Here is a 23,290-nt window from a genome sequence, read left to right as displayed (position 1 = left end):
ATGGTTAAAATAGCACCATCGATTCTATCAGCAGATTTTGCTAACCTTGCAAATGAAATAAAAGATGTTGAAACAGGCGGGGCAGACTACATCCATGTCGATGTAATGGATGGACATTTTGTTCCGAATATCACTTTAGGGCCAATGATTGTCGATGCGATCCGTCCAGTTACCACGCTTCCCTTGGATGTGCACTTAATGATTGACAATCCTGACCAATATATCGAAGCTTTTGCTGATGCGGGATCAGACTACATCACCGTTCATGCTGAGGCAACACCGCATCTTCACAGGACCATTCAATTAATCAGGTCTAAAGGAATAAAGGCCGGGGCTGTATTGAATCCCGGGACACCGGTGGAGATGATCAAGCATGTGATCGCTGATCTTGATATGGTTCTGCTGATGACAGTCAATCCTGGATTCGGCGGCCAAAGCTTCATTCAGTCAGTTGTTCCAAAAATCCGTGAGGTCCGGGCACTTGCAGAGCAATTCAACCCTTCATTGGAAATTGAAGTGGATGGGGGAATCAATACAGAGACGGCCAAGTTGTGTGCAGATGCGGGAGCGGACGTTTTTGTTGCAGGGTCTTCAATCTATAAGCAGCAGGACCGAAAGAGCGCGATCATGGCGTTAAGGAAAGCTGCTGAACAATAACGTAATCATCACCGGTAGAAAAGATTCGTCTTTTTAGAGGGCACTGAAAATCCACCGAATTTTATAGTCTGCTTGCTTTAACCTAAGATAAAGTCAACTATCCTTCCTTAAAGAGGAAGAAAGGTTGACTTTTTTCTTGCTCTCTATCCTGTATCAGCGTTAGAATCCTTTGGTATTCTTTATTTGCCTGCCACCGCTGAAAAGAAAGAAGGGTGTTAATTAAAGACAGTGACCAGTGGTCCTTAACTATGTAGTTCAGTGTTTTTGATAGTAAATAGAGGAAAGAGATTCCCTTATTTCTTACAAAACTCTAAGAATAGCTAAAATAGGGGAATAAATTTCCCTTAATTAGCTTAATAGCTAGAAAAATTGTGCTTTTTATCATATAAGGGAAAAAAGTTTCTCTATTTTCACCTTAATAAGCTTGAAATTGCAGATAAGGGAAAAAAGTTCTCTTATTTACGGCTGAGTACCCAATTAAGGGAATGTCTGGACGATCTCTCTCTAAAGCCCATTACATTATTCAACCAACCAAGCGGAGTGGGCCTCCTCAACAAAAAACCAGCACTCTTTCATAAAGCTTTTATGAAAAAGGCAGAATCACTCGTGGAAGTGAGTGATTCTGTCTTTAAACTAATTGTTGGACTTTTTCAGTGGCCTCTCTTTTTACCGGTCTTTTTTTGTTTCCTTCTTCTTATGGAGATTAAAGGTACACCTGCATGGGAAAGCATGATTAATAAAGGGTGTTTTCTCATAAATTGCTGCCAAAAATCAGAGTGTTTATATCTAAACAGGAAGATTCGCTCTTTTCTTTCTAGCTTATTTCCGCTGGGTTACGGCGGTCGTTTTCAAAATTTGTATGGAATAGCAACAAAGTTAAAGAAAAGAGTCTTAATAAAAGAATTCGAGGTGGAATTATGAATATAAATATTTTGGGCGGGGGACCCCAAGAGTTCATTCCCGATTTGGAAAAGTATCAAGAAGGTGAAGGAGCAGTCTGGATTGGAGTCGATCACGGAGTCTTCCGCTTGCTCCGGAGGGGAATAACCCCTGATATGGCTTTCGGTGATTTTGACTCAGTCAATGAAGAAGAGTGGAAGCTGATTGAAGAAAAAGTAAAAAAAATCAACCGGTTCATGCCGGAGAAGAATGAGACCGATATGGAACTCGCCTTGAGTTGGGCGATAGGAAAATCACCGGATATTATCCGTATCTTTGGTGCGACTGGAGGAAGAATCGATCATTTTCTGGCAAACATCCAGCTGCTTGGAAAAAAAGAAATTCTTCATCCAGGCATCGAGATCGAAATCATTGATATACAAAATCATGTTCAAATCGTTCCCCCCGGTGAATATACATTAGCAGAAAAGAAACAAAGCAAGTATGTATCCTTTCTTCCTCTTTCTGCAAGTGTTGAAGGATTGACGCTGCAAGGGTTCAAGTACCCTCTTGAGAACAGGAATATTACATTGGGATCCACACTATGTATAAGTAACGAACTTATTCAGCCAACCGGTACTTTTTCATTCTTAAGCGGCATATTAATGGTGATAAGAAGTCATGATTAGGCACTTTTAACTTTTAACCATGAAGCATGCGTACTTAAATTCATCGTTTGAATATACTATAACCGATTCAAGCGAGACGACAGGTTCTAGATTGACGGGGAGGGAATATTGATGAAATTCTATACGATTAAACTGCCTAAGTTCTTGGGTGGACTGGTGAAAGCAATGCTGGGGACATTTAAAAAAGAATAAGACAGCAGTAAGACACCCTGAGACCAGGGTGTTTTTTTACGTAAAGGCTGTGTTAAAGACTATTGTTGTTTTTAATGGGTATGTTGACTTCCATTCCACGTGTACGACTCCGCGGGGCGGCCGCTGAAGCTGGATGAGCCTACTCGAGAGGAAGGTTCCGTTCCAGTGGATACGGAACCCCGGGTCTCACCTGTCATCAAAAGTGGAAGCGCTTTGCTCAGCCCCGACAGGCAAATGTTCTCAAGAGAAAAAAAGGCGGTTTTCCTTTTATTCTCTTGGGGTTATTTGACCCCGAGGGGCTAGGCGCTGGAACTAGACGACCGCTACTCCCGCAGGAGATCATACACCTTCCACTCCAGTCAATATATGGGGAGGAACTGAGAATGCAATATAAACTGGCATATCAACTTTTCATAATGAATTTGGTTATAAACTCACGATAGAATTAAAAGGAAAAGCAAGTCGATTAACCAGCATTGTTCAAGTTTCTTAATTGGATGACGCCTTCTTACTGGCACCTGAACCCAAAATATTTTATAACAACAATATTAACTAACGGAGCATACGGAAAAAATAGCATTCAAAAGCAACAATCTTTAAGAAAGGCTCTTTTTATAGAGCGATAGAAATTATCTATACAGATGCTCAATGTTGATACCATCCTTAAACTATTATACTTTCCTGACAGCCTGCATCAATAAAAGCAGACATAACGAAAAGAGACTCCCTAAAAAGGGAGTCTCTTAATGAACATTATACACGTTCAACTTTACCGGATTTTAAAGCTCTTGCAGAAACCCAAACACGTTTTGGTTTTCCATCTACAAGAATGCGAACTTTTTGTAAGTTAGCGCCCCATGTACGCTTGTTAGCGTTCATCGCGTGAGAGCGAGCGTTGCCCGAACGAGCTTTACGGCCAGTTACTACGCATTGTTTTGGCATGGTATTCCCTCCTCATAAAAGAAGCTGAAACAATATCAGTTGTTTCACATTTCAACATAGTCATAAAAGATACTTTAATAATTTATCATACAACCACTAACAATGCAACACTTCTGCAAAAAGATATCAAGAAAAAATACTTGACGCATAGAAAAGCGTAAGGCGCTGTTCAGTCCCGACAGGCACTGGGGGAACTCACAGGGAAATCCCGAACTTGGATTTTTCTGTGAGTTTCACAGTGACCCGAGGGACTAGCGGCTGGAGCTGGACAAAGAAGTGTGGAGCCGGCTCGTTCAACTCCGACAAGCGCTGGCGGAAAAACTTGAAAAATCACGAACCTGGATTTTTCAAGTTTTTTTGCAGCGACTCGAGGAGTTAGCCGGGGGAACCGGACAAAAGAAAAGTGAGAAACGCTGTACCACACCAAAAGGAGCAGGGAAGCAGAGAACCCATAAGTCTGTTGCCACCATCCTCATTGGAGAAGTCTTTTTTCGCATACATTGCTGCTTTCGGATATCCCCATATACTAAGAGTTTTAACTCTATACAGGGAATAGCAGCTCTTTTCTTGCCAGATTTCATCTTCGTATTAAGGTTATTTTTTTGAAATCAGTATCAATTAGCAGCAAAGTTTACAAAAAACCTTTCAGAAAGAGTAAGCCAAACAGTCCTTGCTCCGCTTATAAGGGTCAGGAGTTCGTTAAAGGAAAGCTGTAACATGGAGGTGATTTGAAAAGCCAGGGTTAAATATTCTCAACTATGTATAATCAGCGGAAGAAAAGGGTTAATACTAATAGAAAGGTCAATAATAAGGACGGGGAAAAATCGTATAATTGATACTTAATAGGCTTCTGTCATTACTTTAGCTTTTAAAAATATTATAGTTATAGTAAAATGTCTTTAGCCAAGCATGTATTAGAAGGGGGAACAATCATGTCCATCGAAATGAAAACGAAGTTCGGGCAAATTGATATAACTAATGATGTTGTCGCAATGATCGCAGGCGGAGCAGCTATCGATTGCTATGGTATCGTCGGAATGGCTTCTAAAAATCAAATCAAAGACGGTTTAACAGATATTTTGCGCAAAGAGAACTTCACTCGGGGTGTTATCGTTCGCCAGGAAGAGGAAGAAGTACATATTGATATGTATATCATCGTGAGTTACGGAACGAAAATTTCTGAAATCGCTCACAATGTACAATCAAAAGTCAAGTATACTCTTAACAAAACCGTCGGCTTGGCGGTCGATTCAGTAAATATTTTTGTTCAGGGAGTTCGTGTAACGAACCCGTAGTGAGGAGGAAGATTCGTGTCAATTACATCTTTGGAAGGAAAGCGTTTTGCGGAAATGGTCATTCAGGGTGCCAATAATCTGGCAGCCAACGCAAATATGGTTGACGCACTAAACGTGTTTCCGGTTCCTGATGGTGATACTGGAACAAATATGAACTTATCAATGACTTCCGGTGCCAAGGAAGTTCAGAATAATGTGCAAGAGCATATTGGCAAAGTGGCTGGAGCTTTATCTAAAGGCCTCCTTATGGGAGCAAGGGGTAACTCAGGAGTCATTCTGTCCCAATTGTTCAGAGGGTTTGGAAAAGCAATTGAAAACAAGCCCGCGCTAAACAGCCAAGAATTTGCAGATGCACTGCAGACAGGCGTGGAAACTGCTTATAAAGCGGTAATGAAGCCTGTTGAAGGAACAATCCTTACTGTTGCCAAAGATGCAGCTAAAAAGGCGGTCATCACTGCAAAGACCGAAAGTGATATTGTCGCCTTGATGGAGGAAACTGTGAAAGAAGCGAGAGCCTCTCTCAATAGGACGCCTGATCTTCTGCCTGTTTTAAAGGAAGTAGGAGTTGTGGACAGCGGCGGACAAGGCTTACTGCTTGTTTATGAAGGGTTCCTTGCCGAATTAAAAGGAGAGCAGGTTTCTGACTATGCTTCTCTTCCTTCAATGACGGACCTTGTAAGTGCCGAGCACCATAAGAATGTTCAAGGGTTCATGAATACGGAAGATATCGAATTCGGATATTGTACGGAATTCATGGTCCGTTTTGAAGATGGCAAAGAAACGTTCTCCGAGGAAAACTTCCGGAATGATCTGAGTGCATTTGGAGATTCATTGCTTGTTATCAGCGATGAGGAGCTTGCCAAGGTACATATCCATTCAGAGCAGCCTGGTGAAGTATTAAGCTATGGGCAAAAATACGGCAGCTTGATTTCAATGAAGATTGAAAACATGCGCCAGCAGCACAGCACGCTCATGAATGAAACTTCCCATCATTTGAACGAAGATGCTGCCAAAACACAAGAATCAAAGGAAAAGAAAGAATATGGCATTGTAACGGTTTCAATGGGTGCAGGAATTGCAGAACTTTTCCGCAGTATTGGTGCAACCTATGTGATTGAAGGTGGACAGACGATGAATCCAAGCACGGAAGATATCGTCAAAGCTGTCGAAGAAGTGAATGCAGAAAAAGTCATCATTCTTCCTAACAATAAAAACATCATTATGGCGGCTAATCAGGCTGCTGAGGTTGTAGAAGGTGATGTCGTAGTCGTTCCGACCAAGACGGTCCCTCAAGGTATGGCCGCACTGCTGGCATTCAATCCGTCGGTGGGAACTGCCGAGAACCAGGACTCCATGTCAGAGGCTTCAAGCTATGTAAAAACAGGACAGGTCACTTTTGCTGTCAGGGATACAAGCATAGACGGCTTGAGCATCCAAAAAGATGATTTCATGGGCATAGCGGAAGGGAAAATTGTTGTAACAGGCAAAGAGCGCCTGGAGACAGCAAAGAATCTGCTTGATGAGATGCTGGACGCAGACGCTGAAATCCTGACGATCCTTTATGGAGAAGATGCATCTCAGGAAGATGTAGATGCACTCGGTGAGTTTATTGAAGAAAAATATCAAGATGTGGAAGTAGAGGTTCATAACGGCAAGCAGCCTTTATACTCCTTTATTTTCTCAATAGAATAGTACAAAAGGAGATAGAAGGGGGAGCCCTTCTATTTCTTTTTTTGTAAGTCTGTTTCCGCATACATTGTTGTTGCTTTCGGAAAAATCCCAAGAACCGGATCTTTCCCCGGACACTAGGAATTCTCTTTCTAATCGGTGAAAGCAGCTCTTTTCTTTTCACGCTAACTAAGTTATCCAGGTGAATTATGGTCGTTTTTTGAAACTAGTAACATATAGCAGCAAAGTTTACGAAAAGAGGCTTTATAAATGATTGTTCCTTTGGGATGGTATTTACATTTCCGCGGGAATTGGAGCGGAAATCCATTGCTTTTCAACCGCCACATTTCTTGTGAAGCGCTTTTCTAAGAAATTGTTGCATTTGAATATTTTCTTACCTTCCTTAACATAGGGGGAGTGGAACGGAAGGCGTGCGACCGCCTGCGGGACTAGCGGGCGTCTAGTTCCAGCGCCTAGCCCCTCGGGGTCAAATAACCTCAAGAGAAGAAAAGGAAAGACGGCCTTTTATTCTCTTGAGAACATTTGCCTGTCGGGGCTGACCAAGGCGCTTCCACTTTTGGTGCCGTCTAGTTCCAGCGCCTAGCCCCTCGGGGTCAAATAACCTCAAGAGAAGAAAAGGAAAGACGGCCTTTTATTCTCTTGAGAACATTTGCCTGTCGGGGCTGACCAAGGCGCTTCCACTTTTGGTGCCGTCTAGTTCCAGCGCCTAGCCCCTCGGGGTCAAATAACCTCAAGAGAAGAAAAGGAAAGACCGCCTTTTATTCTCTTGAGAACATTCACCTGTCGGGGCTGACCAAGGCGCTTCCACTTTTTAAACAATTGTTACAGATGTAAGTATGCACAAGTCATGTTATTATAAATACTGAGCGTGTCCGTTGAATAGGGAGTTTTATAAATCAGGACTATCCCTGACGGCGGGAAAGCTTTTAAGTAAGTCTTATCTTCTAGCAAATATTTTTATATAGAATTAAAGGGGAAAGGGAGACGGCTATGAAGTATAAAAGTGTTTTTGATATTATAGGCCCGGTCATGATCGGACCTTCAAGTTCCCATACTGCTGGGGCGGCTAGAATCGGAAGGGTAGCAAGGAATCTTTTTGGACGAGAACCACAGTGGGCTGAAATATCCTTTTACGGTTCGTTTGCCAAGACTTATAAAGGACATGGCACAGATGTCGCCATTATCGGAGGCCTGATGGATTATGATACTTTCGATGAAAGAATAAAAGATTCGTTGAATATTGCTAAACAAAAGGGCATGAGAATAAAGTTCCGTGAAGAAGATACAGTTACAGATCATCCGAATACAGCCAGAATCCGTCTTGGTGATGATCAAAGCGAAATGGAACTGGTTGGAATTTCAATTGGCGGCGGGAAAATAGAGGTAACAGAGCTTAACGGATTTGAACTTAAGCTTACAGGTTTTCACCCGGCGATCCTTGTGGTTCATGAAGACCGATTCGGTGCAATTGCAGCCGTAGCACAAGTTTTGGCCAAGCACGAAATCAACATTGGCTCCATGGATGTATCCCGCAAGGAAAAAGGGAAGATGGCTTTAATGACTATTGAAATTGACCAAAACAATATTGAGGATAAAGTGATAGAAGAGCTGAAGGGATTAGCGAATGTAACCCAGGTTACCATGATTACTGATTAATAATTTCAGTGGTGACAGCGCTTACAAAACACTCAGAAGGGAGTATGGATATGTTTCGCAATGTAGCAGAATTAATAGAATTGGCAGAGAGCAATAACAAGAAAATATCCGACATTATGATTGAACAGGAGATGGAGTACAAAAATAAGACATGGGATGAAATCTTTTCAATGATGGAAAGAAACCTTGTGGTTATGGAGGAAGCTGTTGAGAAGGGACTTAAAGGTGTCCGTTCGCATTCAGGATTGACTGGCGGAGATGCGGTCCTTCTTCAGAAATACATTGAAAAAGGAAATTACCTTTCCGGAGAATTTTTATTGGATGCAGTCAGCAAAGCTGTAGCCACCAATGAAGTGAACGCGGCTATGGGAACGATCTGTGCTACTCCGACTGCAGGGTCTGCGGGTGTGGTGCCTGGTACTCTTTTTGCTGTAAAGGAAAAACTTAACCCCACAAGGGAAGAAATGGTTCGATTCCTTTTCGTGTCAGGAGCATTTGGGTTTGTTGTTGCAAATAATGCGTCCATTTCTGGTGCTGCGGGCGGCTGCCAGGCGGAAGTCGGTTCTGCAAGCGGAATGGCGGCAGCAGCGATTGTGGAGCTTGCCGGCGGTACTCCAAGTCAAAGTGCGGAGGCTATGGCCATTACTCTAAAGAATATGTTAGGACTGGTCTGTGATCCTGTAGCAGGGTTAGTAGAAGTTCCCTGTGTTAAAAGGAATGCGATGGGAGCAGCAAACGCTATGGTTGCTGCTGATATGGCCCTTGCAGGGATCACGAGCAGAATTCCTTGTGATGAAGTAATCGATGCCATGTTCAAGATTGGTCAAACCATGCCGGTCGCGCTAAGGGAGACAGCGCAGGGCGGACTGGCTGCCACGCCAACAGGCAGAGAGCTGGAAGCGAAAATATTTGGAGTATCCTTGAATAAAGGTGACTGATTTATTTCAAATACCCGTGACGGAAATAAAAGGAGTCGGGGATGAAACCGCATTGCAGCTTGCGGCTATGGGTGTGGAAACGGTCGGCGGTTTGATTGATTATGTCCCGTATCGGTATGAGGATTACCGGTTGAAGGATCTGGCTGAAGCGGAACATGATGAGCGGGTAACGGTGGAAGGTAAAATCCACTCTGCCCCATCCTTAATATTCTATGGAAAAAAGAAATCGCGCCTGAACGTACGCCTGCTTACAGGGAGTTATCTGATCCAGGCTACTTTTTTTAATCAGCCGTACCTTAAGAAAAAGCTGAACCTGCAGGATACGATTACGGTAACTGGGAAATGGGATAAAAACCGGCAGATCATTACGGTTTCGCAATATTCTCTTGGCCCTCATACCTCAAAAGGGGATTTCGAGCCTGTATACTCCCTGAAAGGCTCAATTAAAAATCAATCTCTCCGCAAGTTCATCAAAACGGCTTTCGATCATTATGGGGCTGAGATCCATGAGAATCTTCCGGAATCACTTCGGGTGCCTTACAAGCTTATTAACCGGCATGAAGCGCTCTTCAATCTTCATTTCCCGGCTGACCCCAATAGTTTGAAGCAGGCAAGGCGGAGAATGGTGTATGAAGAATTCCTTCTGTTTCAATTGAAAATGCAAGCACTAAGGAAATTCGAGCGGGAGCACTCTAACGGTATCTCTCAGAATTATGATTTAGACAAGATCAAGGAATTTATCCACGGACTGCCTTTCCCGCTGACTGATGCCCAAAAAAGGGTCGTAAATGAAATTTCGGCTGATATGAAATCGCCATATCGAATGAACAGGCTTCTTCAAGGAGACGTTGGGTCAGGTAAAACAGTGGTTGCGGCAATCGCTTTATTTTCCAGTATCACTGCCGGCTACCAGGGAGCACTGATGGTGCCCACGGAAATCCTCGCAGAACAGCATGCGGAATCACTCAGCGGCCTGCTTGGTCCAGCCGGGTTAAATACTGCTCTGCTGACGAGTTCGGTTAAAGGGAAACGAAGAAAACTTCTGCTCCAGAAATTGGAGGACGGAGAGATTGATGTGTTGATTGGCACCCACGCCCTTATACAGGAAGAAGTCAATTTCAATAATCTTGGCTTGGTCATCACGGACGAACAGCATCGGTTCGGTGTCCAGCAAAGGCGTATCCTGCGTGAAAAAGGGGAAAGTCCTGATGTGCTCTTCATGACAGCTACTCCTATCCCGCGAACTCTTGCTATCACTGTTTTCGGTGAAATGGATGTTTCGATAATCGATGAAATGCCAGCTGGCAGAAAGATAATCGAAACCTATTGGGCAAAACAGGATAAACTTGAACGAGTTCTTGATTTCATTGAGAAGGAACTTAAGCAAGGCAGGCAGGCTTATGTAATTTGTCCATTGATCGAGGAGTCTGACAAACTGGATGTCCAAAATGCGATTGATGTCCATGCCCAGCTGCAGTTTTACTTTGGGGAGCGGTATGATGTGGGGCTGATGCATGGCAGGCTGCACTCAAATGAAAAGGACGAAGTGATGAAGGCATTCAGCAAAAATGAAATCCAGGTTCTTGTGTCAACAACCGTAGTTGAAGTAGGGGTTAATGTTCCCAATGCAACAATGATGGTTATTTATGATGCCGAAAGATTTGGCCTTTCTCAGCTTCATCAGTTAAGGGGGCGTGTGGGAAGGGGAAGTGATCAATCCTATTGTATCCTGCTGGCGGATCCGAAAACTGATGTGGGAAAAGAACGGATGAAGATTATGGCTGAAACGAATGATGGATTCGAACTCAGCGAAAAAGATCTGGAATTAAGAGGACCCGGTGACTTCTTTGGAAAGAAACAGAGCGGCCTTCCGGAATTTAAGGTAGCGGATATGATCCATGATTACAGGGCGCTTGAAGTTGCCAGAAATGATGCGCAGAAGCTGATACAGAGCAAAGATTTTTGGAATGCGGCTGAGTACGAAGGGTTAAGGAATTACCTTGAAGGTACAGGAGTGCTGCAAGGGGAAAAATTGGACTGAAAAACAGATTGCAGATGCTTGCAATCTGTTTTTTTAAATTATATACTACTATTAGTACCTAGTACTAGTAGCGGACGGTGTTAAAATGAGACCAACAAAAAAACAACGGCAATTAGAATTGTCGGATACGATAAAAGAAAATCCTTTCATAACAGATGAAGAACTCGCTGAAAGATTTAGCGTGAGTGTCCAGACGATTCGTCTCGACCGAATGGAACTTTCCATTCCTGAGCTGAGGGAAAGGATCAAGCATGTTGCTGTAAAGACATTCGGTGACGAGGTGAAATCCCTGCCAATAGAGGAAGTGATCGGGGAAATCATCGATATTGAACTTGATCAGAATGCGATCTCCATTTTTGATGTTAAGACGGAACATGTTTTCAAGCGGAACCGGATTGCCCGTGGACATCATTTGTTCGCGCAGGCTAATTCCTTGGCAGTTGCTGTGATCAATGATGAATTGGCATTGACGGCAAAATCCCAAATCCGTTTTACTCGTCCTGTCAAAGAGGGAGAAAGAATCATCGCCAAAGCGAAGGTTATTGATATACATAAAGAGCGTACCATAGTGGAAGTACATAGTTACGTCGGCGGCGAAAAAGTATTTACCGGGGAATTCGAAATGTATCGTTCCACTGATACTGAAAAGGATGATGAACATGAAGATAGCCATTGATGCAATGGGCGGGGACAATGCTCCGAAAGAGATTATACGTGGAGCTGAAAGGGCTGTAAAAGAGTTTGGAGACGTTGAAATCATTCTTTACGGTGATGAAGACAAAATCAAAGCAGAGATTGCTGAACATGAAAGAATTGAAATCGTACACACAACAGAAGTCATTCTGGGAACAGACGAGCCTGTAAGAGTAGTCAGGCGAAAGAAAAATGCTTCGATGGTTTTAATGGCCCAGGCGGTTGCCGATGGGAAAGCGGATGCCTGTATATCTGCAGGCAATACAGGGGCACTTATGACGGCCGGGCTTTTCATTGTAGGCAGGATTAAAGGAATAGAGCGGCCGGCCCTTGCACCTACACTGCCGACCCTTGACGGAAAAGGCTTTTTAATGCTGGACCTTGGTGCCAATGTAGATGCAAAGCCAGAACATCTTTTGCAATATGCAATCATGGGGAGCATATACGCTGCAAATGTTAGAGGGATAGAAAAGCCGAGAGTAGGCCTATTAAATATCGGCACAGAAGAGAAGAAGGGGAATGAACTCACGAAAGCTGCTTTTTCTCTCCTAAGGGATGCTGATATTAACTTTATTGGAAACGTCGAATCCAGGGACCTGCTGAGCGGTGCCGCTGATGTCGTAGTGACGGACGGTTTTACAGGTAATATGGTATTAAAGACAATTGAAGGAACAGCATTATCCATCTTTTCAATGCTGAAAACGACTTTAACTGCTTCTTTCAAAAATAAACTAGCAGCAGGGCTCGTGAAAAATGATTTAAAAGAATTGAAGAGTATGCTGGATTATACGGAGTATGGAGGAGCGGGATTGTTCGGATTGAATGCCCCGGTGATCAAAGCACACGGATCGTCCAATTCCAATGCACTATTCAATGCGGTGCGCCAGGCCAGGCAGATGGTCAGCCACTCTGTCCCGGATACCATCAAACAGGCTGTAGCCAAAGAAGAGAAAGAAGAACTAAAATAGGGGAGCGGGGATAACATGGGTAAAATTGCATTTGTATTTCCAGGACAGGGATCACAAAAAGCCGGGATGGGAAAAGAGCTGGCTGTACAGTTTCCTGAAGTGGAAGAATACTTCAAGAGTGCGGATCGAAGATTGGGAATGGACCTTTCAACTCTTATTTTTGAAGGACCCCAAGACAAACTGACGCTGACGGAAAACGCACAGCCGGCCTTGCTGACCACAAGCATAGCGTTCCTGCAGCTGCTGAAATCAGAAGGAATTGAACCGGATTTCACTGCAGGTCACAGCTTAGGGGAGTATTCAGCGCTGGTGGCTGCGGGTGCTATTGCCTTTGAAGATGGAGTGTATGCTGTCCGAAAGCGTGGAGAATATATGGAAGAAGCTGTTCCGGCAGGAGAAGGGACAATGGCGGCTGTACTCGGCATGGAACGCAGCAAACTTGTCAGTATCACAGATAGGATATCTCAAGAAGGAAATCATGTAGGCTTGGCTAACTTAAATTGTCCTGGACAAATTGTCATTTCTGGATCATCCAGAGGAGTGGAATTGGCTTCAGACCTGGCTAAAGAAGAAGGGGCAAAACGTGTACTGCCTCTGCAGGTGAGCGGACCGTTTCACTCCCAACTGATGAAACCCGCTGCTGAAAAATTTTCAGGAGTTCTGGATGAGATTACGATTGCAGATGCAGCTGTTCCGGTCATCGCCAATGTCGATGCCATGCCGATGAGGCAGGCTCACGAAATCAAAGAGAAATTAATTCAGCAATTATATTCACCTGTACTTTGGGAAGATACTGTTTCGTCCCTTTTGGAGCAAGGTGTCGACACATTTATTGAAATCGGCCCGGGGAAAGTCCTTTCCGGATTGATCAAGAAGGTCAATCGCAGGGTCAATACCTTCTCGATCAGTGATGAAGAAAGTTTCAGAGAGACTGTTGAGAAGCTAAAGGAGGCTGCACAATGAATCTTGAAGGAAAAACAGCATTAGTAACAGGTGCTTCCCGAGGAATCGGCAGGGAAATCGCCCTTGAGCTTGCACGCCAGGGAGCTAACGTGGCAGTCAACTATGCAGGAAGCGAAGCGAAAGCCAACGAAGTAACCGAGGAAATCAAAGCCATGGGCAGGGATGCCTTTTCTATTCAATGCAATGTAGCAAATGGAGAATCAGTTCAGGCAATGGTCAAAGAAACTATCTCCCGTTTTGGTTCTCTTGATATCCTGGTCAATAATGCTGGGATTACAAGAGACAATTTGTTAATGAGAATGAAAGAAAGTGAATGGGATGAAGTTATTGATACGAACCTGAAAGGTGTATTCCTTTGCACCAAAGCGGTAAGCCGCCAAATGATGAAGCAAAGAAGCGGAAGGATCATCAATATTTCTTCCATCGTAGGTGTCAGCGGGAATCCAGGACAGGCTAACTATGTCGCAGCGAAGTCTGGTGTAATCGGATTGACGAAGACAGCTGCCAGGGAACTGGCGCCAAGAGGCATCACAGTGAATGCGGTAGCACCTGGCTTCATTTCGACTGACATGACAGATGAACTCAGCGAAGAAGTGAAATCTGAAATGTTAAAAGGCATTCCATTAAGCCGGTTTGGGATTGCGAAGGATATTGCCAAAGTAGCGGGATTCCTCGCATCCGAGGATTCTTCCTACATGACTGGCCAGACACTGCATGTGGACGGCGGAATGGTTATGTAATCGGATTTTCTCCAGATTGAACGCCCTATTAAAGAAAAAAACAAACGGTTCTTGATTATTCATAGGAATCTACTATAATTACTTGAGGGGAGGTGACAAGAATGGCAGAAGTATTAGATCGCGTAACAAAAATTATCGTTGACCGTCTTGGAGTTGACGAATCCCAAGTAACTCTTGAAGCTTCTTTCAAAGAAGACCTAGGAGCGGATTCACTAGATGTAGTAGAATTGGTTATGGAACTTGAAGATGAGTTCGATATGGAGATTTCTGACGATGATGCAGAAAAGATCGCTACAGTCGGTGACGCTGTTAACTACATAAATAACAAAGGCTAATCGATGTATTTCCTGGAGCTCCGCTGGTCAGCGGAGCCCTTCTTCCTTTAAAGAGGCTGTTTTTGAAGAGTTTTGGCACAATGAAGGCGGACTTTCGGTAAACGAATGTCAGTCAATTCCTTCATACTGTGTCTGCCTCTTCAAGAACATCCTCTTCTTTTTATCAAGGCTCTTTTCGTAAACTTTGCAGCTATTTGATACTAATTCCGAAGAAATAACCACAGTACGAAGGGGTAGTCTGGTAATAAAAAAAGAAAAGAGCTGATCTTCCCCGATTAGAGAGAAAAGTCTTAGTATCCGGGGGGAAATCCGGCTCTTAGGATTTTTCCGAAATTAACAATATGTGCGAAACGGTCTTTTTTACCAAGGCTCTTTTTGTAACTTTGTTCAATTTCCAATAAATAATTTTAAAAGGCTCTTTTCTAATTAATTGTTGCTTTTGAAAGCTATTTTATCTCCTCCTCATTTTTGCGTAGAAGGATTGGAGCGTAAGGCGTGCGACCTCCTGCGGGACTAGCGGGACAGGTGAGACCCCGCAGGCGAAGCCGAGGAGGCTCAACGCCCGCCCCGCGGAGTCGCGCGCCTGGAGCGGAAATCCATTATTTTTAAAATAGCTGCAATCTTTGCGAAAACAGATTATCGAATAAATGGGGAAGCCTGCCGTAACTAAAGAATTTTTGCGATTTTAGCGTTTTTATCATAAACTTGAGTAGTGTAGAAATTATTGTAATTATATATAGCAAGGTGGAGGCCCAATGCGGAAACAAGTAAGAAACAGGGACAAACAATCAATGCTGTTAGTTGATGAGAAATTTAAAGAGTTCCAAAAGAAACATGAAATCCAATTTACTAATGAAAAATTGCTCAGACAAGCTTTCACTCATTCATCCTATGTGAATGAGCATCGGAAAAAACCATATGAAGATAATGAACGTCTCGAATTTCTTGGTGATGCTGTACTAGAATTGACAGTTTCACAATTTCTTTATAAAAAATACCCAACAATGAGTGAAGGAGAATTGACCAAGCTGCGTGCAGCCATAGTCTGTGAACCATCATTGGTCACCTTTGCGAATGAATTGAAATTCGGGGAACTGGTCCTTTTAGGAAAAGGAGAGGAACTGACAGGCGGAAGAGAAAGGCCTGCTCTCTTAGCGGATGTGTTCGAAGCCTTTATCGGCGCTCTCTACTTGGACCAGGGACTCCAAACAGTCCTGGTGATATTGGAGAAGAATGTTTTTCCGAAAATCAATTCCGGTGCTTTTTCTCATGTGATGGATTTTAAAAGTCAGCTGCAGGAGCTTGTCCAGAGAGACAGTGCGGGTACGATTGAATATGGAATTCTTCATGAGAAAGGGCCTGCCCATAACCGTGAATTCGTCTCGAGGGTATGCCTGAACGGGGAAGAACTGGGCATAGGTACCGGAAGATCTAAAAAAGAAGCCGAACAGCATGCGGCTCAAATGGCGTTAGAAAAATTGAAGCATAAGCTTGAAGAAAACTAAGGGGGAAGACTATGTTCCTCAAACAACTAGATGTCATAGGATTCAAATCATTCGCAGAAAGAATTTCTGTTGATTTTGTTCCAGGTGTAACAGCAGTAGTCGGCCCAAATGGAAGCGGAAAGAGCAATATAATCGATGCCATACGATGGGTGCTCGGAGAACAATCAGCCAAATCCCTGCGGGGAGCAAAGATGGAGGATGTCATATTCGGGGGAAGTGATTCCAGAAAACCATTAAACTTTGCTGAAGTGACTCTTACTCTGGATAACAGCGATGGGGCACTTCCAATTGAATATAGTGAAGTCAGTGTGACTCGGAGGGTGTTCAGGTCCGGAGACAGCGAGTACCTGCTGAATAAACAGCCTTGCCGGCTGAAGGACATCATTGAATTGTTCATGGACTCCGGTCTGGGCAAGGAAGCCTTTTCAATCATCAGTCAAGGGAAAGTCGAAGAAATCCTGAACAGCAAGCCTGAAGAAAGGCGGACAATCTTTGAAGATGCAGCGGGTGTCCTTAAATATAAAAACAGAAAAAAGAAGGCTGAAGCAAAGCTGTTCGAAACCCAGGAAAACCTCAATCGTGTAAATGATATCATTTCAGAATTGGAAGGCCAGGTAGAGCCTTTAAAGATTCAGGCTTCCATGGCAAAAGATTATCTGGAGAAAAAAGAGGAACTGGAAAAGGTTGAAGTCGGTGTGACAGTCTTTGAAATTGAAGACATTCACAATCAATGGCAAGAACTGAGCGGTTCCTTTGAGTCTCATGGGAAAAATGAATTGAAGTTATCCTCCGAAATTCAAAAGCGGGAAGCGCAGCTCGAAAAACTCAGAGACAATACAGCAGCTCTTGACGAGTCCATCTCACAGCTGCAGGAGGTGCTTCTTTCGGCCTCTGAGGAGCTTGAAAAGCTGCAAGGGAGAAAACAGGTCCTTCACGAAAGAAAGAAAAATGCTTCCAATAATAGAGAACAATTGGAAAGAAATATTGACGAAGCTAAAATTAGAATTGAAAAGCTGACGGTTGAGAAACAGCAGACAGACAAAGAATTCAAAGAGGTTAAAACTGAAACAGAAAACCTTAAGGGGAAGCTCTCAGAAAAACAAAAACGTTTCCAGTATTTCAATGACGACATTGAAACGATGATCGATACCCTGAAAGGCGACTATATTGAAAAGCTGAATCGCCAGGCTGCGGCCAAAAATGAAATTCAGTACCTGCAGACCCAGCTCGACCAACAAACAGGCCGGAGCAAGCGGCTGGATGAAGATAATGAAAAATTTCTGGCTCAGCGTGAGGAAATCAAATCAGCTCAGATTGAAATCGAACAGCAGCTCAGCGTACTGAAACAAGCGATAGATGATCAAGTTACTTCTTACAGGAAAGAAAAAATTGATCTGGATACATTGAAAAGCAAGTATCAAAAACTGGAGACGACGCTTTATCAAGCATACCAGTTCCTTCAGCAGGCGAAATCCAGGAAAGAAATGCTCGAGGAGATGGAAGAAGACTATTCAGGTTTCTTTCAAGGTGTGAAGGAGGTCCTTAAAGCAAGGAACAGTACTCTGAAGGGGATCGAAGGTGCAGTGGCCGAACTGGTTTCTGTACCGAAGCAGTATGATAAAGCAATTGAAACCGCCCTTGGAGCAGCAATGCAGCATGTGGTCGTCGAAAGCGAGTCGCATGGACGCGAAGCGATTTCATTCCTGAAGAGAAATCAATATGGAAGAGCGACATTCCTGCCTATGAACGTTATCAAAGGCAAGTCGATTCCTGCTGCACAGCTGTCTTCATTGAAAAGTCAAGCTTCATTCGTAGGAGTGGCTTCCGATCTTTTGGACTATGATCAAAGGTACCAATCCATTATTTCGAATCTGTTGGGGAATGTCATTATTACAGAAGATTTAAAGGGAGCAAATGCTCTTGCTAAAATAACTGGTTACCGGTACCGTTTTGTCACGCTTGAGGGAGATATCGTCAATCCTGGAGGATCTATGTCCGGAGGAGCTTCTAAACAAAAAAAATCTTCCCTGCTCAGCAGAAAAAGTGAATTGGAAGAGTTAATTAACAAGCTTAAGGAAATGGAAGATAAAACTGGCGGTCTTGAAGCACAAATCAAACAGTACAAATCGGACATCTCTTTTAGTGAAAAGAAGCTGGAAGATATGCGGCTTAAAGGCGAGCAGCTGAGATATGAAGAACAAGAACAGAAGTCCAGACAGAGAGAATTGGAATTATCTCAAAAAAATATGGATGAAAGACTCTCGTTGTATGACCTAGAAAAAGGGGAATTTTCAGACCAGAAAACCAGGAACATTAAAAGGATTGATGAGCTGAAAGAAGAACTTGGTATAATTGCCGGTGAACTCCAGACAATGGAAAAAGAAATTGATGAGTTGACCCATCAAAAAAATACCGACAGGACGTCTAAAGAAGAAATTTCCAATGAAATAAGTGATATGAAGGCGAAGCTTGCGGCCCGCTATGAACAGCTCAATGCAAGCAAGAGTGTTTTAGTGCGCATCAATGAAGAGCTCCAGCAGGCTGAAAAGAAGAAGAAAGATTATGAAGAAGACCTACAGTGGCTGGCAAATGAGATGGATAACGATTTCTCTGGAGAAGCTAAACTTCAAGAGGATGCCGAGGCAAGAGCCCGCGAGAAGCAGGAAACAGCAAGCTTGATCAGCAGCCGTCGTGAAGAAAGGATGAAACTCCAAACAGAAGTGGAAGATGAAGAACTTCATCTCAAAGAGCTGAAGAGGCAGCATAAGGGATTGCTTGGTGCGCTCAAAGATGAGGAAGTGAAGATCAACCGGCTCGATGTCGAGCTGGAAAACCGCCTTGCTCACTTGAGGGAAGAATATATGCTCAGCTTTGAAGCAGCCAAAGAAGATTACCCGCTCTTAATGGATATAGCCGATGCAAGGAAGAAAGTGAAACTCATCAAACTTGCTCTAGAAGAATTGGGAACAGTCAATCTTGGTGCAATTGATGAGTATGAACGGGTTTCCGAGCGTTATCAATTCCTCCTTGAACAGCAGGCTGACCTGCAGGAGGCGAAGGATACCCTGCACGAGGTCATCAAAGAAATGGACGCCGAGATGGTGAAGCGTTTTGATTTCACCTTCCATGCCATCAAAGCCGAATTCGAAGGTGTGTTTTCTGCCCTCTTTGGCGGTGGCAGAGCTGAATTGAAGCTTACCACGCCGGATGACCTGTTGAATACAGGAGTGGATATTGTTGCGCAGCCCCCTGGCAAAAAACTGCAAAATCTAGGCCTTTTATCAGGCGGAGAACGGGCATTAACCGCTATCGCATTATTATTTTCCATACTGAAAGTCCGTCCGGTTCCTTTCTGTATTCTTGATGAAGTCGAAGCGGCTCTTGATGAAGCCAACGTTCAAAGATTCAGTAAATATCTGAAAAAATTCAGCCAGGAAACGCAATTCATCGTGATCACGCATAGAAAAGGAACTATGGAGGAAGCTCATGTCCTCTATGGAGTGACTATGCAGGAATCAGGGGTGTCCATGCTTGTGTCAGTAAGGCTGGAGGAAACAAAAGAATTTGTTCAAGTTAAATAAGGCAGGTGCATAAAGTGAGCTTTTTTAAGAAATTAAAAGAAAAATTTACAACATCATCAGATTCAGTAACCAATAAATTTAAGGATGGTCTTTCAAAAACGCGAAATAATTTCTCTTCAAAAGTGAATGACCTTGTAGCGAGATATCGTAAAGTGGACGAAGAGTTCTTTGAAGAACTGGAAGAGATCCTTATTGGGGCGGATGTCGGGTTTGATACCGTCATGGAGCTGGTCGACAAATTAAGGTACGAAGCTAAACGCCGTAATATTCAGGAAACCAGTGAGCTTCAAAGCGTCATCTCGGAGAAGCTTGTTGAAATTTATGAAGGTGATGCTGGAGCTTCCAACGAACTCAATATCCAGGAAGATACACTGACAGTCATCCTGTTTGTCGGTGTCAACGGTGTAGGGAAAACGACTACAATCGGGAAGATGGCTCATATGTTCAAAGAGCAGGGAAAGAGTGTTCTGCTTGCGGCTGGAGATACATTCCGTGCTGGTGCCATCGATCAATTAGAAGTTTGGGGACAAAGAGCAGAAGTACCAGTCATCAAGCATTCAGAAGGATCCGACCCTGCTGCGGTCATCTATGATGCAGTTCAATCCGCGAAAGCAAAAAATGCGGATATCCTTCTATGTGACACTGCAGGACGGCTGCAAAACAAAGTGAACCTGATGAATGAACTTCAAAAGGTGAAGAGGGTCATCGAGCGTGAAATACCGGGAGCTCCCCATGAAGTTCTACTGGTTCTGGATGCAACGACCGGCCAGAATGCCCTGCTTCAAGCTAAAACATTCAAAGAAGCAACGGATGTATCCGGAATTGTACTGACGAAGCTTGATGGAACAGCAAAAGGCGGAATCGTCATTGGAATTAAAAATGAACTGCAAATCCCGGTTAAATTCGTCGGACTTGGTGAGAAAGTCGATGATCTTCAGCCGTTCGATCCTGAGAAGTATGTGTACGGCTTATTCTCCAATGTGGTCGATGAAGAGGAAATGGAAGAGTAAGATGCAGAACCGCGATAAGCCTTTGGCTTGCCGCGGTTTTTTGATTTCCTTAGAGCTTATACCCTGGTATAAAGAACCTCAGGTCATAATAAGGACCTGAACAATCCTTCATTGAGTCACCAGTTATAACTAAAATGAGCGGAATTCTTCCGGTGAAATGATTAGATCAGTTGCAGAAAACAGCAATAAGAAAATGGAATCAAACTTTTGCTAGCTGTTTTAACAGTTAGCTGCTCTTATTTATGTTAATATCATGAAAAAATATATAGAGAGTTGTACTGCTAATTTCGAAGAACAAAATGTTCTGTCATTCGCTATTTAAGGTACTTTTTATATTACCAAGTAAATAGACTCACTGGAATACCTTTATATTAAGATTAAAGGAGTGTCAACATCGGTACGAATTGGCACTCCCTTCTAGGTGTAATTTTTTAAAAAAATTCGTAAAAGGTCTTTTAGAAAAAAGCGCTAAAATTTCGCTTGCTTAATATACCCTTAATTGAAATCTATTCCACATCTTAGTTGCAAATTAGAAGTGTGTATTTCAAAACAGACCCCCGTTACTGTTTGTAGGTTTTTTCAAAATAAATTTAGCTTTGAAATGTGATTTAACCTTCATCCCCCTTTTAAGAGCGTTCTAAAAAAATTTATAGCTCAAAAACATTATGTATCCCATACTCCGTATAGACCTTGACATTTTCTCTAAAACTATGTATCCTTCTTATGTAAAGGTGTTTCACTTAACACAAGAGGGAGTGAGGAAATGCTTGAGAAAACGACGAGAATGAATTATTTGTATGATTTCTATCAGTCGCTATTAACTCCCAAGCAAAGCAGCTACATGTCCCTCTACTACTTGGATGACTTCTCGCTTGGCGAAATTGCCGAGGAATATGAGATCAGCCGTCAAGCAGTTTATGACAATATCAAGCGTACAGAAGCAATGCTTGAAGAATATGAAGAGAAGCTTTTATTATTTCAGAAGTTTCAAGAGCGCAGCAAGCTTTTGCGGGAAATCAAACAGTTACTTAATAAACAAGACAATAAAACGTCGGAATTAGAAGAGCTGTTCGAAAAGCTCGAGAAATTGGATTAGGAGGCGGCATTATGGCATTTGAAGGATTAGCCGACCGACTGCAAGGCACAATTCAGAAGATCCGCGGAAAAGGAAAAGTCAATGAAGCGGATGTAAAAGAAATGATGCGTGAAGTCCGTCTTGCATTGCTTGAAGCAGACGTAAACTTCAAAGTAGTAAAAACTTTCGTTAAAAAGGTAAGTGAACGTGCTGTGGGCCAGGAAGTCATGCAAAGTTTGACGCCGGGCCAGCAGGTCATCAAAGTGGTTAAAGAAGAACTTACCGAATTAATGGGAGGAGAGCAAAGCCAGATTGCTGTCGCCAAGCGTGCGCCTACCGTCATAATGATGGTCGGCCTTCAGGGTGCAGGTAAAACAACGACCACTGGTAAGCTCGCCAATCTTCTGAGAAAGAAATATAACCGCAAACCTTTGCTGGTGGCGGCAGATATTTACCGTCCTGCAGCGATCAAACAACTGGAAACACTCGGCAAACAATTGAGCATGCCTGTATTCTCATTGGGGGACCAGGTAAGTCCTGTGGAAATTGCGAAGCAGGCAATCGAGAAAGCGAAGGAAGAGCACCATGATTATGTTCTGATAGATACAGCCGGACGCCTTCATATTGATGAAAAGCTGATGGGTGAATTGGAGGATATCAAGGAGCTCACAAATCCAGACGAAATCTTTCTTGTTGTCGATGCAATGACCGGACAGGATGCGGTGAATGTTGCCCAAAGCTTTAATGATTCATTAGGGATTTCAGGAGTTGTCCTGACAAAACTGGACGGAGATACTCGAGGCGGTGCTGCTCTATCCATCCGATCTGTTACGGAAAAACCGATTAAATTTGTCGGGATGGGCGAAAAGCTGGATGCGCTTGAAGCTTTCCATCCTGAGCGAATGGCTTCCCGTATACTTGGTATGGGTGATGTATTGTCGCTGATCGAGAAAGCCCAGGCTAATGTCGATGAAGAGAAAGCTAAAGAGCTTGAAAAGAAGATGAGGACTATGTCCTTTACTTTTGAAGACTTCCTTGAACAGCTTGGACAAGTCAAACAAATGGGTCCTCTTGATGAATTAATCAAGATGATGCCTGGCGCTAACAAGATGAAGGGCCTGGATAAACTGCAAGTGGATGAAAAACAGCTGAGCCACGTCGAAGCGATCATTCAATCCATGACAAAAGAAGAGAAGCAGCATCCAGAAACCATCAATTCCGGCAGGAAAAAACGAATTGCAAGGGGAAGCGGAAGAAACATCCAGGAAGTCAACCGCTTGCTTAAGCAGTTTGAAGATATGAAAAAAATGATGAAACAAATGAGCGGAATGCAAGGAAAAGCTAAGAAAAAAGGTATGAAATTCCCGTTCATGTAGGCTTTTGATCTTAACTGTTAAAAAGAAAATTCAACTGTTAAGAAAAAACACTTTACAAACAAAATA

The 23,290-nt window shown here is 43.2% G+C and carries 19 protein-coding genes; 18 read left to right on the top strand and 1 reads right to left on the bottom strand.

The features are described from left to right. The 3 genes from rpe to spoVM all read left to right on the top strand — a co-directional run bounded on the left by rpe (nucleotide 1) and on the right by spoVM (nucleotide 2,417). On the top strand, nucleotides 1-657 hold the full coding sequence (gene rpe, locus FZC78_RS13435; protein WP_148940233.1) for a ribulose-phosphate 3-epimerase: 657 nt from the start codon (nucleotides 1-3) through the stop codon (nucleotides 655-657). A 917-nt stretch (nucleotides 658-1,574) separates the two neighbouring features. Continuing rightward, on the top strand, nucleotides 1,575-2,225 hold the full coding sequence (locus FZC78_RS13430; RefSeq protein ID WP_148940231.1) for a thiamine diphosphokinase: 651 nt from the start codon (nucleotides 1,575-1,577) through the stop codon (nucleotides 2,223-2,225). A 111-nt stretch (nucleotides 2,226-2,336) separates the two neighbouring features. Further along, nucleotides 2,337-2,417 (top strand): stage V sporulation protein SpoVM, encoded by an 81-nt coding sequence (gene spoVM / locus FZC78_RS13425; protein WP_006837352.1) that lies wholly within the window; start codon nucleotides 2,337-2,339, stop codon nucleotides 2,415-2,417. Nucleotides 2,418-3,170: 753 nt separating this feature from the next. Here spoVM and rpmB read toward each other — a convergent pair. Further along, nucleotides 3,171-3,359 (bottom strand): 50S ribosomal protein L28, encoded by a 189-nt coding sequence (rpmB, locus tag FZC78_RS13420; RefSeq protein WP_113929855.1) that lies wholly within the window; start codon nucleotides 3,357-3,359, stop codon nucleotides 3,171-3,173. A 932-nt stretch (nucleotides 3,360-4,291) separates the two neighbouring features. Between rpmB and FZC78_RS13415 the strand changes: the two genes are divergently transcribed. The 15 genes from FZC78_RS13415 to ffh all read left to right on the top strand — a co-directional run bounded on the left by FZC78_RS13415 (nucleotide 4,292) and on the right by ffh (nucleotide 23,224). Beyond that, nucleotides 4,292-4,654 carry an Asp23/Gls24 family envelope stress response protein gene (locus FZC78_RS13415; protein WP_113929856.1) on the top strand — a complete coding sequence of 121 codons (363 nt, stop codon included), beginning with the start codon at nucleotides 4,292-4,294 and terminating at the stop codon, nucleotides 4,652-4,654. A gap of 15 nt (nucleotides 4,655-4,669) precedes the next feature. Then, the gene (locus FZC78_RS13410) at nucleotides 4,670-6,346 is read left to right on the top strand and encodes a DAK2 domain-containing protein (protein ID WP_148940229.1); all 1,677 of its coding nucleotides are present in this window, start codon (nucleotides 4,670-4,672) and stop codon (nucleotides 6,344-6,346) included. Nucleotides 6,347-7,333: 987 nt separating this feature from the next. After that, the gene (sdaAB, locus tag FZC78_RS13400) at nucleotides 7,334-7,999 is read left to right on the top strand and encodes an L-serine ammonia-lyase, iron-sulfur-dependent subunit beta (RefSeq protein WP_148940228.1); all 666 of its coding nucleotides are present in this window, start codon (nucleotides 7,334-7,336) and stop codon (nucleotides 7,997-7,999) included. A 50-nt stretch (nucleotides 8,000-8,049) separates the two neighbouring features. Next, nucleotides 8,050-8,937, top strand: a complete 888-nt coding sequence (gene sdaAA, locus FZC78_RS13395; RefSeq protein WP_148940226.1) for an L-serine ammonia-lyase, iron-sulfur-dependent, subunit alpha — start codon at nucleotides 8,050-8,052, stop codon at nucleotides 8,935-8,937. Continuing rightward, a complete protein-coding gene (gene recG / locus FZC78_RS13390; protein WP_148940224.1) occupies nucleotides 8,930-10,978 on the top strand; it encodes an ATP-dependent DNA helicase RecG in 2,049 nt (682 codons plus the stop codon). The genes sdaAA and recG overlap by 8 nt, the downstream gene beginning before the upstream one ends. A gap of 85 nt (nucleotides 10,979-11,063) precedes the next feature. Next, entirely contained in the window at nucleotides 11,064-11,654 is a 591-nt protein-coding gene (gene fapR, locus FZC78_RS13385) for a transcription factor FapR (RefSeq protein WP_148940222.1), read from the top strand. Next, complete coding sequence (gene plsX / locus FZC78_RS13380; RefSeq protein WP_148940220.1) at nucleotides 11,638-12,639, top strand: phosphate acyltransferase PlsX; 1,002 nt, start codon at nucleotides 11,638-11,640, stop codon at nucleotides 12,637-12,639. Before fapR ends, plsX begins: the two co-directional genes overlap by 17 nt. Nucleotides 12,640-12,654: 15 nt before the next feature. Next, nucleotides 12,655-13,602: an ACP S-malonyltransferase gene (gene fabD, locus FZC78_RS13375; protein ID WP_148940219.1), complete on the top strand. Its 948-nt coding sequence runs from the start codon at nucleotides 12,655-12,657 to the stop codon at nucleotides 13,600-13,602. Continuing rightward, a complete protein-coding gene (gene fabG / locus FZC78_RS13370) occupies nucleotides 13,599-14,342 on the top strand; it encodes a 3-oxoacyl-[acyl-carrier-protein] reductase (protein WP_148940218.1) in 744 nt (247 codons plus the stop codon). Before fabD ends, fabG begins: the two co-directional genes overlap by 4 nt. Nucleotides 14,343-14,443: 101 nt before the next feature. Next, nucleotides 14,444-14,677 (top strand): acyl carrier protein, encoded by a 234-nt coding sequence (gene acpP / locus FZC78_RS13365; RefSeq protein ID WP_006838176.1) that lies wholly within the window; start codon nucleotides 14,444-14,446, stop codon nucleotides 14,675-14,677. A gap of 755 nt (nucleotides 14,678-15,432) precedes the next feature. After that, entirely contained in the window at nucleotides 15,433-16,182 is a 750-nt protein-coding gene (gene rnc, locus FZC78_RS13360) for a ribonuclease III (RefSeq protein WP_148940216.1), read from the top strand. An 11-nt stretch (nucleotides 16,183-16,193) separates the two neighbouring features. Continuing rightward, the gene (smc, locus tag FZC78_RS13355; protein WP_148940214.1) at nucleotides 16,194-19,763 is read left to right on the top strand and encodes a chromosome segregation protein SMC; all 3,570 of its coding nucleotides are present in this window, start codon (nucleotides 16,194-16,196) and stop codon (nucleotides 19,761-19,763) included. Between the two features lie 14 nt (nucleotides 19,764-19,777). Beyond that, nucleotides 19,778-20,773, top strand: a complete 996-nt coding sequence (gene ftsY / locus FZC78_RS13350) for a signal recognition particle-docking protein FtsY (RefSeq protein WP_148940212.1) — start codon at nucleotides 19,778-19,780, stop codon at nucleotides 20,771-20,773. A 763-nt stretch (nucleotides 20,774-21,536) separates the two neighbouring features. After that, nucleotides 21,537-21,869: a putative DNA-binding protein gene (locus FZC78_RS13345; protein ID WP_113929868.1), complete on the top strand. Its 333-nt coding sequence runs from the start codon at nucleotides 21,537-21,539 to the stop codon at nucleotides 21,867-21,869. 11 nt (nucleotides 21,870-21,880) lie between these two features. Then, nucleotides 21,881-23,224, top strand: coding sequence for a signal recognition particle protein (gene ffh, locus FZC78_RS13340; protein WP_148940210.1), 1,344 nt, complete (start codon nucleotides 21,881-21,883; stop codon nucleotides 23,222-23,224). Nucleotides 23,225-23,290 lie beyond the last annotated feature (66 nt).

The sequence above is a fragment of the Rossellomorea vietnamensis genome, from assembly GCF_008180415.1.
In the GTDB taxonomy this organism is placed as follows: domain Bacteria; phylum Bacillota; class Bacilli; order Bacillales; family Bacillaceae_B; genus Rossellomorea; species Rossellomorea vietnamensis_C.
This window is presented reverse-complemented; position numbering and strand designations above follow the sequence as displayed.